General features: G+C 73.4%; 13 protein-coding genes. 3 read left to right on the forward strand and 10 right to left on the reverse strand.

What is annotated here, in order from left to right; all coding sequences use genetic code 11:
• The 8 genes from ABD292_RS43250 to ABD292_RS43285 all read right to left on the reverse strand — a co-directional run bounded on the left by ABD292_RS43250 (position 1) and on the right by ABD292_RS43285 (position 8,049).
• On the reverse strand, positions 1-987 hold the full coding sequence (locus ABD292_RS43250) for an ADP-ribosylglycohydrolase family protein (RefSeq protein ID WP_344218185.1): 987 nt from the start codon (positions 985-987) through the stop codon (positions 1-3).
• Positions 984-2,300, reverse strand: a complete 1,317-nt coding sequence (locus ABD292_RS43255) for an ABC transporter substrate-binding protein (RefSeq protein ID WP_344218187.1) — start codon at positions 2,298-2,300, stop codon at positions 984-986. Before ABD292_RS43255 ends, ABD292_RS43250 begins: the two co-directional genes overlap by 4 nt.
• 9 nt (positions 2,301-2,309) lie before the next feature.
• Positions 2,310-3,128: a carbohydrate ABC transporter permease gene (locus ABD292_RS43260; protein ID WP_344218189.1), complete on the reverse strand. Its 819-nt coding sequence runs from the start codon at positions 3,126-3,128 to the stop codon at positions 2,310-2,312.
• Positions 3,125-4,039 (reverse strand): carbohydrate ABC transporter permease, encoded by a 915-nt coding sequence (locus ABD292_RS43265; RefSeq protein ID WP_344218191.1) that lies wholly within the window; start codon positions 4,037-4,039, stop codon positions 3,125-3,127. The genes ABD292_RS43260 and ABD292_RS43265 overlap by 4 nt, the downstream gene beginning before the upstream one ends.
• Entirely contained in the window at positions 4,036-5,127 is a 1,092-nt protein-coding gene (locus ABD292_RS43270; RefSeq protein WP_344218193.1) for a LacI family DNA-binding transcriptional regulator, read from the reverse strand. Before ABD292_RS43270 ends, ABD292_RS43265 begins: the two co-directional genes overlap by 4 nt.
• Before the next feature lie 149 nt (positions 5,128-5,276).
• The gene (locus ABD292_RS43275; RefSeq protein WP_344218195.1) at positions 5,277-6,200 is read right to left on the reverse strand and encodes a hypothetical protein; all 924 of its coding nucleotides are present in this window, start codon (positions 6,198-6,200) and stop codon (positions 5,277-5,279) included.
• Entirely contained in the window at positions 6,197-6,529 is a 333-nt protein-coding gene (locus ABD292_RS43280; RefSeq protein WP_344218197.1) for a PadR family transcriptional regulator, read from the reverse strand. Before ABD292_RS43280 ends, ABD292_RS43275 begins: the two co-directional genes overlap by 4 nt.
• A gap of 38 nt (positions 6,530-6,567) precedes the next feature.
• Positions 6,568-8,049, reverse strand: coding sequence for an MFS transporter (locus tag ABD292_RS43285; RefSeq protein ID WP_344218199.1), 1,482 nt, complete (start codon positions 8,047-8,049; stop codon positions 6,568-6,570).
• Here ABD292_RS43285 and ABD292_RS43290 point away from each other — a divergent pair.
• Together ABD292_RS43290 and mihF are read left to right on the forward strand one after the other, a co-directional pair.
• On the forward strand, positions 8,048-9,235 hold the full coding sequence (locus tag ABD292_RS43290) for an ROK family protein (RefSeq protein WP_344218201.1): 1,188 nt from the start codon (positions 8,048-8,050) through the stop codon (positions 9,233-9,235). The genes ABD292_RS43285 and ABD292_RS43290 overlap by 2 nt on opposite strands.
• 621 nt (positions 9,236-9,856) lie before the next feature.
• Positions 9,857-10,162 carry an integration host factor, actinobacterial type gene (mihF, locus tag ABD292_RS43295; RefSeq protein ID WP_020547234.1) on the forward strand — a complete coding sequence of 102 codons (306 nt, stop codon included), beginning with the start codon at positions 9,857-9,859 and terminating at the stop codon, positions 10,160-10,162.
• Positions 10,163-10,306: 144 nt separating this feature from the next.
• Here the strand turns inward: mihF and ABD292_RS43300 are convergent, their stop codons facing one another.
• Together ABD292_RS43300 and ABD292_RS43305 are read right to left on the reverse strand one after the other, a co-directional pair.
• Positions 10,307-10,954, reverse strand: coding sequence for a response regulator transcription factor (locus ABD292_RS43300; protein WP_091082631.1), 648 nt, complete (start codon positions 10,952-10,954; stop codon positions 10,307-10,309).
• Positions 10,945-12,180: a sensor histidine kinase gene (locus tag ABD292_RS43305; RefSeq protein ID WP_344218205.1), complete on the reverse strand. Its 1,236-nt coding sequence runs from the start codon at positions 12,178-12,180 to the stop codon at positions 10,945-10,947. The genes ABD292_RS43300 and ABD292_RS43305 overlap by 10 nt, the downstream gene beginning before the upstream one ends.
• Before the next feature lie 198 nt (positions 12,181-12,378).
• Here ABD292_RS43305 and ABD292_RS43310 point away from each other — a divergent pair, with 198 nt between their 5' ends.
• Positions 12,379-13,662: an acyltransferase family protein gene (locus ABD292_RS43310; RefSeq protein WP_344218207.1), complete on the forward strand. Its 1,284-nt coding sequence runs from the start codon at positions 12,379-12,381 to the stop codon at positions 13,660-13,662.
• The last annotated feature ends 16 nt before the right edge of the window (positions 13,663-13,678 follow it).

The raw sequence follows: 13,678 nt of genomic DNA on the forward strand, positions 1-13,678 counted from the left end.
TCACCGTCCTTCCGCGCATTCGCCGGTCAGCAGACCGGCGAGTTCGTCGGCGGTGTCCAGCACGTGCCGTCCCGCCACGACGGGCAGGCACTTGCCGGTCACCGGCCCGATCCTGGCCGCCCAGCGGGCGGGCACGCCGCTCTCGCCCTGCCGCGCGCCGCTGACGGCCCCGGCGATGGCCCCGATGGTGTCGGCGTCCCGTCCGAGGCTCACCCCGAACGTCACCGCCGCCTCCACCTCGCCGCCGCCCGCCAGGAAGGCGGCCAGCGCGAGCGCGACGGCCTCCGGGGCGAGGTCGGTCCACGGGTAGTGCCGGACGACGACGGCCTCGTGCAGCGCCGTTTCGAGATCATCGGGCGCCGCGTCGCGAAGGACCGCGCGGACGCGGCGGATGTTCCTGGCGGTCCACGAGTCACCGGGGATCACCGCGAGCGCGGCGTCCACGACGTCCTCGGGCCCGGCGCCGCTCATCGCGGCGGCCACGGCCCCCGCGACCGCGCGGCCGCCGATGATGCCCTCGCCTGACCCGCTCACCAGCCCGTCCTGCTCCACCAGCCGGGCCGCCTCGGCCGGGTCGCCGGGGCAGAAGATCCCGTACGGGGCCGCGCGCATGGCCAGCCCGTCGGACCAGCCGTGCGAGTGGACCAGCCCGGTGAGCGGCGGCTCCAGCCCGCGTCGAAGCGCTTCGACGGTGCCCAGCTCCGAGAACCCGGCGCCGCGCATCGGCCCGTCCACCCTGGGGATGATCTCTTCCCGGTACGCCCGCGCGACCAGCTCGGGGGTCAGCCCGTGGCCGTGCCGCCCGAGCAGCGAGGCGGCGAAGATGGCGTACTCGGTGTCGTCGGTGCCGCCGCCCTCGATCTCGGTGAGCCGGCCCCACCGCCGCCGGATCTCGGCCGGCGTCAGGTTCTCGGCGGGGGCCCCGAGGGCGTCGCCGGCCGCGAGGCCGAGCAGACACCCCCGGGCCCGTTCCCGGTAGGAGGTCACCGCTGGTACCGCTCCAGGACCTTGTTGCCCTCGTCCACGAGCCGCTTGGCCGCGTCGTCGAGGGTGATCTTGCCGGCGAAGTACTCCTGCAGCACCGGCGTGGCGACCTTGCTCTTCCACTCGTCGAAGCCGTTCACCTTGAGGAACGGCGCGACGACGAGGTTCTTGACGGAGGCGGTGGCCACGTCCCAGCCGTTCTCCTCGGTGGTGATCGCCGGGTCGGAGGCGGCCGCCTGGGAGGTCGGCAGCAGCCAGTCCCCCTTGGCGAGCTTGGCCTGGTTGGGGCCGTTGAGGAAGAAGGCCATGAACTTCATCGCCTCCTCGGGGTGCTTGCTGTCCTGGGCGATGGACAGCGTCTGCGAGACCGCGCCCTGCTGGGCGGTGGTGCCCTTCGGGCCGGGCAGGGTGACCCACTCGAAGCCGTCGGGCGCCTGCTCGGCCACTTGCTGGCGCAGGAACACGCCGGCCGGCAGCAGCGCGAACTTGCCCTTGTAGAAGGCGGGCAGCGGGTCGGCGGTGCCCTGGCCGAGCGCGGCGGGGTCGGCGGACTTGTCCTTGTGGAGCTGGTCGTGGATGCGCTGGAGCACCTCGCGCTCCTCGGGGCCGACCTTGACCGTGGTCTTGCCGTCGGCGGTCTGGAAGAACGTGCCGCCGAAGTTCAGCGCCAGGTTGAGCGTCTTGTTGACCGGCGACTTCATGGCCCAGGCGACGCCGAAGGTGCCGTCCTTGGTCATCTTCTTGGCGGCCTCGGAGAACTCGTCCCACGTCCACGGGTTGTCGGCGGTGGGGACGCGCACCTTGGCCGCGTCGAGCAGCTTCTTGTTGGCGATGATGACCTGCGACTCCTGCAGGAACGGCACGCCGTACACGCCCTGGCCGCCCTTGCCGTCGTCGAAGGTGACGGTGTCCCAGGCGGACTGCGGGATGTCGCTCTTCAGCTCGGCGGGCACCTTGTCCTTGAGGTCGAGCAGGTAGCCGTCGGCGGCGAACCCGGACAGCGCGGGCGAGTCGTTGTGGATGACGTCGGGCGCGGTGCCGCCGGCGAACTGGGTGACGAGCTGGTCGTTGACGTTGTCCCAGCTGCCCTGGACGTAGGTGACCTGGATGTTGGGGTTGGCCTTGTTCCACTCGTCCACGATCTGCTTGTTCGCGGCGACGGATTCCTTCTGCCAGGCCAGGCTGAGGAAATTGATCTTGACCGGCTCGCCGGAGGAGGACGACGACGAGGAACTGCCGCCGTCGCCGCCTCCGCTGCCGCACGCGCCGGCGAGCGCCACGATGGCGGCCGCCGCCAGAGCGGACCTGATACGCATGTGAGCCTCCTAGCCCTTCACGGCGCCGGCCATCAGGCCGGACTTCAGTCGCCGCTGGATGATTGAGAAGAAGATCAAGCTCGGGATCGTCGCCATGAGCGACGCCGCGGCCAGCGGGCCGAGCCTGGCCACCCCCTCGGGGCCGGTGAAGCGCACCAGCGTGAGGGGAAGCGTCATGACGTCGGGGTTCTGCAGGATGACGAGGGCGAACATGAACTCGTTCCATGACGAGATGAACGCGAACAGCAGCGTGGCCACCACGCCCGGCGCGAGCAGCGGCGCGACGACCGAGGCGATCGAGCGCAGCCGGCTCGCGCCGTCCACGGCCGCGGCCTCCTCCAGCTCACGCGGCACCGCGCGGACGTAGCCCTGCAGCATCCACAACGCGAACGGCAGCGTGAACGTCACGTGCACGACCACCAGGCCGGGCAGCGTGTTCACCAGGTCCAGGTCCCGCAGGATCATGAAGAGCGGGATGATGATCAGGATGAACGGGAACACCTGGCTGACCAGCACCCAGCCGATCGCGATCTTGTTGACCAGACCGCGGTAACGGGCCATCGCGTAGGCGGCCGGCAGCGAGATCAGCACCGTGACGACGCTGGCGGCCAGCGCCACGCCGAGGCTGCGCACCGCCGCGCCCACCAGGTCCTGCTCACCGAAGGCGTCGGTGAAGTTGGACAGCGTCGGCTCGCGCGGGATCCACGTGGGATCGGCCAGCGCCATCTCCTGCGGCGTCTTCAGCGCCGTCGACAGCAGCCAGAGCAGCGGGAAGGCCAGGAAGACGACGTACGCGGCGAGCGCGGCGTACTGCGAGAAGCGTCTCATCGGGTCTCCCTCATCTGGCGCCACAGGTACAGCCCGAGCACCGCGAGCACCACGATCGCCATGGCCAGGCCGAGCATCGAGGCGTAGCCGGCGAAGCGGTAACGGAACGCCTCCTCGTAGGCGAACAGCATGGGCAGCCGCGTCTGGCCGCCCGGCCCGCCCTGGGTGAGCACGTAGACCAGGCCGAACTGGTTGATGTTCCACACGAAGTCGAGCGAGGTGATCGCCACGATCACCGGGCGGAGCTGCGGCAGCGTGATGTTCCAGAAGCGCCGCCAGCGGCTCGCGCCGTCCACCTCGCCGGCCTCGTACAGCTCGCGCGGGATGCCCTGGAGGCCGGCCAGCAGCACGACCGTGGTCTGCGGCATGCCGGTCCAGACGCCGACCACGATGATCGCCGGCAGCGCGAGCGAGAAGTCGGCCAGCCAGTTGACGTGCGTGCCGAGCAGGGCGTTGAGCATGCCGGCGTCCGGGTGGTAGACGAGCTTCCACATCAGGCCGATGACGACCGGGGGCATCGCCCACGGCACCACGGCCAGCACCCTGGCCACGCCGCGGAAGCGCAGGTTCTCGTTGAGCAGCAGCGCCAGGCCGAGCGCGGCCAGGAACTGCAGCACGGTCACCGAGACGGACCAGATCGCGCCGATCCTGAAGGAGGACCAGAAGTCCTCGGCGGTCAGCAGCTCGAACAGGTTCTCCAGGCCGACGAAGCTCGTCTCGTGGTTGCGGGTGTTGCGGGCGTCGGTGAAGGCGAGCGCGATGCCGTACAGCAGCGGGCCGACGCTGAACAGCAGCACCGGCACCAGCGCGGGCAGCATGAGCAGCCACATCTCGCGGGTCTGGCGGGACAGGCCGCGGGGGCGGGCGTGCGGCCGGCGCGGCGGCGCGGGCCTGGTCGCGGTGGCGGTCACGCGCCGCTCCCCTCAGTGCCGTGTCCCTCGGTGCCGTGTCCCTCGCCGCTGTGTCCGTCGCCGCTGTGTCCTTCGCCGCAGTGTCCTTCGCCCGCCGTGGAGGCACGCACCACGAGCCGGGGCGGCACGGTGACCCGCCGGGGCTCGCGCTCGCCGCCGTTCAGCCGTTCCAGCAGCAGCTCGGCGGCGACCCGGCCGCGTTCGGCCGAGCCGAGAGAGACGCTGGTGAGCGAGGGCCAGGAGGCGGCGGCGAGGTCGGTGTCGTCCATGCCGGCCACGGCCACGTCCTCCGGCACCCGGCGGCCCGCGTCGCGCAGCACGTCGAGCGCGCCGAGCGCGATGAGGTCGTTGGCGCACATGAGCGCGTCCACGTCGGGGCGGCGGGCCAGCAGCTCGGCGACCGCGCGCCGCCCCTCGGGCCGGTAGAAGTCGGCGATCTGCACCAAGTCCTCGTCGTACGGCAGGCCGACCGCCTCCAGCGCCTCCCGGTAGCCGGCCCCGCGGGCGGCGCCGGGCACGGTGTCGAGCGGGCCGTTGACCATGGCGACGCGGCGGCGGCCGAGCGCGTGCAGGTGGTCGATCGCGAGCCGGACGCCGGTGCGGGAGTCGGCCCGTACGTTGTCCACGGGCGTGCCGTCGGGCACCTGGCCGATGATCACGACCGGCGCGCGGGCGGCGGCCAGCGTCTCCAGGTGGGCGTCGGTGACCCGCAGGGGGCTCATGATGAGGCCGTCCACGTACCGCTCGCCGAGGCTGCGCAGCACGTCGATCTCGTCGGCGGCGACGGCGTCGGTGGAGTGCAGCACGAGCCGGTAGCCCGCGGCCTTCAGCACGGGCTGGATCTCGCGCAGCATCGCCAGGTAGGCGGGGTTGCCGACGTCGGCCATGGCGAAGGCGACCTGATGGGTGCGGCGGGACTTGAGCGACCTGGCCACGGCGTTGCGCACGTAGCCCAGCTCGTCGGCGGCCGCCATCACCTTGCGCACCGTCTCCTGCCTGGTCGGCAGGCCGTTCAGCACCCGCGAGACGGAGGCGATCGAGACACCGGCGCGCGCGGCGATCGTGTTGATCGTGGGTCCGTCGGCCAAGGTAGTCCTTCCATCGGTGTAAACGTTTACGATCTTGCTTCTGTAAACGTTTACGGCGTGGGGGACATGAAACCCGTACGTAACTCGCAGGTCAAGTCACGATCGAATAACACCAGGTCAGAGGGGTGGAACGCAAACCGAGCGGCGGCTCAGCGACCGGCCCCTCTCCTCAGGGCCAGGGCGGCCGTGGCGGCGAAGGCCAGGGCCGCGCACCCGATCTGGGCGAGCGCCGTGGCGGCGGGCACCGACGGCAGGTCCCCGAGGTCCCCCAGGGCCGCCGCCGGCAGGAACAGCACCAGCGCCGCCCGCCGCCCCACGGCCGACCCGCACGCCCACCCCGCCGCCAGCCCCACCACGACCAGCCAGGGCACGGGCTTCCAGGTCACCAGGTCGTGATGGGCGATCACGTCCACCCAGCGCACGATCGCCTTGCTCATGGCCAGCCCCGCCACGGCGAGCGGCCCCCACAGCAGGAACGCGCGCCAGGGGACGACCGCGATCGCGCGGTGCGCGGCGGGCACGAACGCGATGGCGACGGCCGCGAGCTGGGCCAGCAGGACCGGGCCGTGGTTCGGGAACAGCAGCGCGTCCAGCTCCAGGAGGTAGGGGTGGCGGGCCTGGTACAGCACGAACGCGACCACGCCGAGCACCGCGATCCACCGCCGGCCGAGCAGCACGGCCAGGGCCGGCAGCGCCGCGGCGACGATCGGCTCGGCCAGGAGCAGGACCCAGGACGGCCGCGCCACCGCGGCGACCCCCACGTTGCCCACACTCTCGGCCGTCTGGAGCAACCTGGTCGCCAGCGCGCCGGCCAGCATCAGGAACGGCCACAGCGCCACGGCGAGCGCCGGCCCGCCGCGCCAGGCCGGCGCGGAGGCCGGGCCGAAGGCCCGCCGCGCGTGGACGCGCAGCGCACCCCAGAGCAGGTCGGCCACGTCGGCCGGACGGGGACGGGTCTGGCCGGGCCGCGCCCCCGCGAGGAGCACGCCGAGCATCTCCTCCTCGTGCCGCGCCTGGTGGTCGCGGGGGTAGGCGGCGAGGAGGCGGCGGTAGCGGCTTTCGAGGGAGCTCATGCCGTTCCTCCCGCCCCGAGCGCGCGCAGGCGCGCCGTTGCCGCCCTGGCGTGCCTGCGCATCCGCTCGGCCTCGGCCGCCAGCCTCGTGGCGCCGTCGCCGGTCAGCCGGTAGTAGCGGCGCACCCGGCCGTCGACGATCTCCTCCCGGTCCTCGGCGATCAAGCCCTCCTCCTGGAGGCGGTCGAAGGCGGCGTACAGGGTGCCGGCGCGGAGCCGGACCTGGCCTTCCGAGATGCGTTCCACGTCGGTGATGACGCCGTACCCGTGCTGGGGGCCGGCGGCCAACGCGGTGAGGATCAGGAAGGTCGGCTCCTGCATCTGTCGCATGTGATCAATATATACCGATCATCTACATATCCGAGGCGTCAGTCCCGGGCGGGCTCCGGGACGGGGGCGGTGGACGCCGGGGGCGAGACGCGCAGGAGGGAGCGGATGGCCGGGGCGCCGGCGAGGGTGACGACGGCGGCCAGCGCCGCCGGGATGATCAGCGCGACCGGCAGCGAGGCCGCGTCCGCCACGTAGCCCAGCACGGCGGGCCCGAGCAGCAGGCCGCTGTAGCCGAAGGCGGTGACCATGGCGAGCGCCCGCCCGACCCGCTCCCCGGCCGCGCCGACGGCGCTGAACAGCACCGGCACCACGGTCGCCAGCCCGACGCCGGCCAGCGCCCAGCCGGTCCACGCGCACGCCACCCGCAGGCCCTCCGGGACGAGCGGGGAGAGCAGGACGAGCGCGTACCCGGCGGTGGCGAGGAGCCCCGCGAGCTGGATCGTACGCACCGAGCCGAGCCTGGCCCGGATCGGGTCGCCCAGCAGCCGCACAGTGGTCATCGCGACGGAGAAGATCGTGTACGCCAGCGGCGCCGCCGCCGGGTCGGTGCCGAGGACCCAGCGGGCGTGCAGCGCGGCCCAGTCGATGGCCGCCCCCTCGCTCAGGTGGCCGGCGAAGGCGGCGAGACCGAGCAGCGCGATGAGCCCCCACGTGAGCGAGCCGCCGGTCCCGCCCTTCGCCTCGCCGGGAGCCGCCGGTTCGGGGCTCGCCGGGGCGGACGGCAGCAGCAGCCGCGCCGCCGGCAGGTACAGCAGCGCCACGACCACGGCCGCGACCACCAGCACGAGCTGCGGGTCCACCCCGGCCCGCAGGAACAGCGCGGTCAGCGCGCCTCCGGCGGCCCCGCCGAGGCTCCACGTGCCGTGGAAGGCCGAGATGATCGGCCGCCCGTAGGCGCGCTCGACCTCGACGGAATGGGCGTTCATGGCGACCTCGCAGGCGCCGAGCCCGATCCCGAACACCACGGCGAGCGCCGCCAGGGTCGCGTACGACGGGGCCAGCGCGGGGCCGAGCAGCGCCAGGGCGGACAGGGGGCCGGCGATCCAGCAGACGCGGCGGCTGCCGTACCGGTCGACGAGCGGCCCGGCGGCCAGCATCGACACCAGCGCGCCGCCCGAGATCAGCAGCAGGACGGTGCCGAGCAGGCGCGGGCCGAGATCGAGCCGGTCGTTGAGCGAGGGCAGCCCGGCCGCCCACAGGCCCATCACAAATCCAGCGAAAACGAAGAATCCGAAGACTCCGATACGAGCACGCCTGGCATCAATGAGGCTTTTGTTCACGCCTAGAGCATAAACTGTCCCCGTCAACGAAGCCACAGCCGAACGGAGCCACGCCATGAACGCCGCCACAAGACGACCGAAGCCAGGGTCGAACCAAGCCACGGCGCCAACGGGCGACGACACGAACGGGGCCAGGGCGTGACGGGCGGCGGCATGACGGGCGACCGCAGCATGACGGGCGACCGCAGCATGACGGGCGACCGCGTGAACGGAGCCAGGGCGTGAACGGGGCGACGGCATGAACGGGGCGACGACGAGCGGTGAGCTGCGCGCCCACAACCGGGCCCGGCTGCTGCGGGCCGTGCACGAGGGCGGGGCCGCCCTGACCCGCTCCCAGCTCACCCGCGACCTGGGCCTGGCCCGGGGAACCGCGTCCGTGCTGGTCGCCGGCCTGCTGGAGGACGAGCTGCTGCACGAGGAGCCCGCCAGGGAACACGCCAGGGGCCGCCCCACCCAGGTGCCGGGCCCCCATCCGCGCGGCCCCGTGGCGCTGGCCGCCGACGTACGCGAGGACGCCTGGGAACTGGCGGCCTGCGAACTGGGCGGCCGAGTCACGGTCCTCGCCGTACGGCCCCACGACGGCACCCCGGAGGGCGCACTCGGCACCCTCGGCGAGGCCCTGGCCGCCGAACGCCAGCGCCTCGGCCACCGCGTGGTCGGAGTAGGCGTGGCCCTGGCCGGCCCCGTCCGCCACGGCGGCCTCGTCGACATCGCCCACCTGTCCTGGCACGCCGTCGACGTCCCCCACCTCCTCGCCCGTAGCCACGACCCCACGGGGGGCGGGGGGCGGGGGATGCCGTTGTTCGTGGGGAATGACACCGCGTTCGCGGCGTTGGCGGAGGCACGGCGGGGGCGGTTGCGGGGGGTGCGGGTGGGGCTGCACCTGCATGTGGACTTCGACCTGGGCGGCGTGCTGGTCGTGGACGGGCGTCCGCTGGGCGGTGCCGCGGGCTCCGGCGCGGAGTTCGGCCACATGCCGCTCACGGGCGGCGAGCGGCCCTGCCCGTGCGGCGCGCTCGGCTGCTGGAGCACGGAGGTCGGCGCGAACGCGCTCCTGCGCCACGCCGGCCTGGCCCACGGCGGCGGACGGGGCCGCGAGCAGGCCGAGCGGGTGCTGGCGACGAGCAGCAAGGCGGTGGCCGCCAACGCCCGTGCCCTGGGCCGCGGCATCGCCGCCCTGGTGAACGCGCACGACCCCGAGGCCGTCACGCTCTCGGGCCACGGCGTCGAGCTGTACGAGCGGGCGGGCGAGACGCTGCGGGCGGCGGCGGAGCCGTACCTGATGGCGATCCGCCGCGAGGCCCCGCCCCGCATCGAGAGCTCGGCCCTGGGCTGGCGCGGCGCGCTCCTCGGCGCGATGGAGTCGGCCTTCGACGCCTTCCTGACGCCGGAAGGACTCGGCGGGTGGCGCGCGAGCCCAGCCTGACCAGCCCTGCGACACGCCCGATCCGCCGAATGTGATGAATTCCACGTCAAAGGCGGAAAAGACACCGTAGGGCCCGTCTTCCAGCCCCCATCAGGTGATCTTGCGGGAAGCGGGCGCGGCCCGGAGAAGGCCGGGGAGCGGAACAATCATGGTCCGGGCTCCGGCCGCCGCCGATCGCGCCACCGCTCCCCCGCCACCGGGCCGGAGGCCGCGCCCAACCCAGCCGCTCGCCGCCGAGCCGGACCAGCCGACCGAGCGGCCACGTCTTCGCAGGTCATCGGGGTCATACGGGCCCACGGCCAGATCCCGGGAGACGGACGAGGCCCCCCGCTTCGCCGCCCCGTTCCGCGACTTCTCCGCCCCCGCACCGGCGGGCGAGCCCGGCAGCCCCGCGAGAGGCCGCCACCGGCCGGGCACGGGCGGCGGCGAGCAAGATCGCGCGGCGGGCGGCCGGGCGGCCGGAGCGGACGCCCAGCGCCCCCTCCTGAGCGACGACACAGCCCGAAGATGGCGCTGAGCGGGAGCTTTCCGCAAACAAGAACCCCCGGCATCCGCAATGATTAGCCACTGCACCACGGGTAACAAAGACCCGAACCCAAACTCCCCGAGGAGAGAACAGAGATGGCACTTCCCACTCTCACCCCCGAGCAGCGGCAGGCGGCTCTGGCGAAGGCCGCCGAGGCCCGCGCCGCCCGTACGGCCCTGCTGGCCAAGGTCAAGGCCGGCGAGCTGACCTTCTCCCAGCTCCTGGAGCGTGACGACGACATCGCGAAGAAGATCAAGGTGTCCCAGGCCCTGCGGGCCGTCAAGGGCGTCGGCCCGGCCAAGGCCACCGCGCTCATGGAGGAGGCGGGCGTCGACGAGAAGCGCCGCCTCGGCGGTCTGGGCGCCCAGCAGCGCAAGAAGCTGGTCGAGGCGCTCGGCTAGGTAGGGCGGCCAGGTCCGCGCGGGGCGTCGCGCGGACCGGCCAACGACCCTTCGACCAGGCCGCGGAGGGGCCGGAAGAGCGGCGAGCCGCCCCGCTCTTCACCGGCGGGCCGGCCGAGGGGCCGGAGACGGGCGGCACGCCTGTCAGGAGCGCAGGTAAGCCAGGACGGCGAGCACCCGGCGGTGCTGGTCGGCGTCCTCCGCGTAGAGGCCGAGCTTGCTGAAGATGCTCCTGATGTGCTTCTCCACCGCCCCGTCGCTGATGACGAGCTGCCGCCCGATGGCCGGATTCGACTTCCCCTCGGCCATCAGCCCGAGCACCTCCCGCTCGCGGGGCGTGAGCTGCGCCAGCGGGTCGTCCTTGCGTCTGCGTACCATCAACTGGGACACCACCTGTGGATCGAACACGGTCCCGCCCGCGGCGACCCGCCGCAGGCCCTCCAGAAACTCGTCCACGTCGACGACCCGGTCCTTCAGCAGATAGCCGACGGCGCCACGGGCGTCGGCGAGCAGGTCGTCCGCGTAGGAGACCTCGACGTACTGCGACAGGATGAGCACGGGAGCGCCCGGCACCCTGCGTCGTGCCTCGACCGCCGCGCGCAGCCCCTCGTCGGTGAACGACGGCGGCATCCGCACGTCGACCACCGACACGTCGGGCTTGTGCTCGGCGATCGCCTCGACCAGCGTGTCACCGTCACCGACGGTGGCGACCACCTCGAAGCCGAACTCCTCCAGCAGCCTGACCAGGCCCTCCCTGATCAGAACCGCGTCATCGGCCACGACTACCCGCACGGCACCTCCGCCACGATCAACGTCGGCCCGCCGTCCGGCGACTGTACGGTCAGCTCCCCGTCTACGGCGCGGAGCCGGTCGGCCAGCCCGGCGAGACCGTGTCCCTTGGCGACGTTCGCGCCGCCGACCCCATCATCCCCGATCGTGAGCATGAGGGCGTCGCCGAGGCGCTGGAGCTGGATCGTGCAGACGGTGGCGCGGCTGTGCTTGGCCACGTTGGTGAGGCTCTCCGCGCAGACGAAGTAGAGGGCGTTCTCGATGGCCGCCGGGTAGCGCTCGACCACCTGCACGTCGAGGTCCACGGGCAGGGTGGCGCGCCCGGCGAGGGCGGCGAGCGCGGGCGCGAGGCCCCGGTCGGACAGGATGGGCGGGGCGATGCCGCGCGAGAGCGCGCGCAGCTCGTCCAGCGTCTCGCGGGTGGCGGAGATCGCGGACGTGATGGTGGCCGAGGCCGCCTCCGGGTCCCTGGCGAGCTGGCGCTGGGCCCGCGACAGCTCCATGGCCAGCGAGACCAGCCGCTGCTGCGGCCCGTCGTGGATGTCGCGCTCCAGCTTGCGCAGGGCGTTCGCCTCGGCGGAGACGGCGGCGGCGCGGCCCTCGGTGAGGTCGCTGATGCGCTCCTGCAGCTCGGCCACGCCGGTCAGCAGCGCCCGGCCGAGCGAGGCCCGCAGCAGCGCGGCGCCGCGCACGAGGACGGGCGTGAGCATCGCGAAGGCCAGGCCGAGCACGACGTAGAAGGCCGAGTTGACGAGGTAGCCGTCGCCGAGGCCGAGCAGCTCGGGCAGCTCGACGTTGCCGGGGATGCGCGAGGTGACGACCCCGTAGATCGGGTACGTCAGCGCGGCCAGCGGCACCGCCCAGGCCACCAGGGTCAGCACGAACGACACGATCGCGATCGGAAAGTTGATCACGCCGTGCAGCAGGTCCAGCCAGGACTGCCCGCTGGTGAGCGGGTTGACCAGGCGGCGGAAGCTGCCCGCGCCGGCCGGGGCGGGCTTGTACCGGGGCCGCACCGGCGGGCGGTCGAGCACGTCGGACAGCCAGCCGCGCTCCGCGTCGGCGAAACCCCGCGCCATCAGCAGCGTGCCGGCCAGCAGCGGCACGCCGACCCACACGACCGCGGTGCCGACGCCGGCCGAGAAGCCGGCGATCAGGAGGCAGAAGCCGATGACGGCCGTGGGGAAGCCGACAAACGTGTAGCGGGTGTCCAGAAGGACACGCCTCATCAGGGAGCGCATGTCCATCACGCTAGAACCTCGGGCACGGGCGTGACGAGCAGGCGGTCCGGTGTGAGGGGGTAGGGCTGCCCCTACCCCCGGCAGTGGTGTGATCGCGACCCGGGAACGGCGGCTCGCGGCAATGTGCCGGACCGGTCCGCGGCGGGAGCCTTGAGCCAACGGCTCCCCCCTGAATCGAGGCTCCCCATGACCGTCCTGCTGGACCGCCCGGCCGCCCCCGCCGCGCCACCGCGCCCGTCCGCGGGCGCTCCCGCGAGCCCTCCGAAGGGGCGGGACCCGTTCGTCGATCTGCTGCGGGTGCTCGGCATGGCGCTGATCGTGTTCCAGCACTGGACGATCCCTGTGCTGTCGTACGACGGCGCGCGGCTGACCACGGGCAACGCGCTGGCCACGCCCGGGGTGTGGGTGGTGACGTGGCTCAGCCAGGTGATGCCGCTGGTGTTCTTCGCGGGCGGGGCGGCGAACGCGATCGGCTTCGCCCGCTCCCGTGAGGGGACGCCGCGCTGGCTGGCGGTGCGGCTGCGGCGGCTGGCCTGGCCGCTGCTGCCGCTGGCGGCGGTGTGGATCCCGCTCCCCCAGGTGCTGCTCACGCTCGGCGTGCCCGAGCAGCCGCTCCGGGTCGGGGCGCAGCTCACGGGACAGCTCCTGTGGTTCCTCGCGGTCTACCTCATCGCGGTGGTGGTCACCCCGTACGCGCTGCGCCTGCACGCCCGCTTCGGCGTGGCGGTGCCGGCGGCGCTGGCGGCCGGGGCGGTGCTCACGGACCTCGTACGCTTCACGACCGGCATCGACGCCCTCGGCTACCTCAACGTGGTGTTCGTCTGGCTGGCGGTGCACCAGCTCGGCTTCTTCTACGCCGAGGGGCGGCTGCGCCGGCCGTGGGCGCTCGCGGCGGCCGGGTTCGGCGCGGCGGCGCTGCTGGTGGCCTTCGGCCCCTACCCGGGCAGCATGATCGGCCTGCCCGGCGCCGAGGTGTCGAACATGGCCCCGCCCACGCTCGCCATGCTGGCCGTGGGCCTCGGGCAGATCGGGCTGGCGGTGCTGCTGCGCCCGGCGCTGGTCCGGCTGCCGCTCGGCCGGGTGCTGGCGTGGGCGAGCCCGCGGATCATGACGGTGTACCTGTGGCACATGCCGGCGCTGTTCGCGGTCACCGGCGTGGTCGTGGTGCTGCTGCGGGTGGACACGCCGGCGCCGGGTGGCGCGTTCTGGCTGGCGGGCTGGCCGCTCTGGTTCGGGCTGCTGTGCCTGGTGATGTGGCCGCTGACGCGGATCTTCGCCCGGTTCGAGACGCCGCCCGCGCTGCCGTACGGCACGGCCGGCATGCGCGCGATGACGGCCGCGGCGGCGCTGATCGGGGCCGGGGTTCTCACGCTGACCTGCGTCGGGTTCGCGCCCGGCCCGTGGGCGTTCCTGGCGATGCTGGCGATCCTCGGCGGGCTGCTCGTGACCGTGCCGCGGACCCGCTCCTAGGCCGGGGTCGACCCCG

The sequence above is a fragment of the Nonomuraea bangladeshensis genome (assembly GCF_039529455.1).
Classification (GTDB): Bacteria; Actinomycetota; Actinomycetes; order Streptosporangiales; family Streptosporangiaceae; genus Nonomuraea; species Nonomuraea bangladeshensis.

Coding starts and splice junctions, on each gene's coding strand:
- ABD292_RS43290 (WP_344218201.1), top strand. CDS start 8,048: ATGAACGGGGCGACGACGAGCGGTGAGCTGCGCGCCCACAACCGGGCC.
- ABD292_RS43255 (WP_344218187.1), bottom strand. CDS start 2,300: ATGCGTATCAGGTCCGCTCTGGCGGCGGCCGCCATCGTGGCGCTCGCC.
- ABD292_RS43285 (WP_344218199.1), bottom strand. CDS start 8,049: ATGCCGTCGCCCCGTTCACGCCCTGGCTCCGTTCACGCGGTCGCCCGT.
- ABD292_RS43280 (WP_344218197.1), bottom strand. CDS start 6,529: ATGCGACAGATGCAGGAGCCGACCTTCCTGATCCTCACCGCGTTGGCC.
- ABD292_RS43275 (WP_344218195.1), bottom strand. CDS start 6,200: ATGAGCTCCCTCGAAAGCCGCTACCGCCGCCTCCTCGCCGCCTACCCC.
- ABD292_RS43305 (WP_344218205.1), bottom strand. CDS start 12,180: ATGAGGCGTGTCCTTCTGGACACCCGCTACACGTTTGTCGGCTTCCCC.
- ABD292_RS43260 (WP_344218189.1), bottom strand. CDS start 3,128: ATGAGACGCTTCTCGCAGTACGCCGCGCTCGCCGCGTACGTCGTCTTC.
- mihF (WP_020547234.1), top strand. CDS start 9,857: ATGGCACTTCCCACTCTCACCCCCGAGCAGCGGCAGGCGGCTCTGGCG.
- ABD292_RS43310 (WP_344218207.1), top strand. CDS start 12,379: ATGACCGTCCTGCTGGACCGCCCGGCCGCCCCCGCCGCGCCACCGCGC.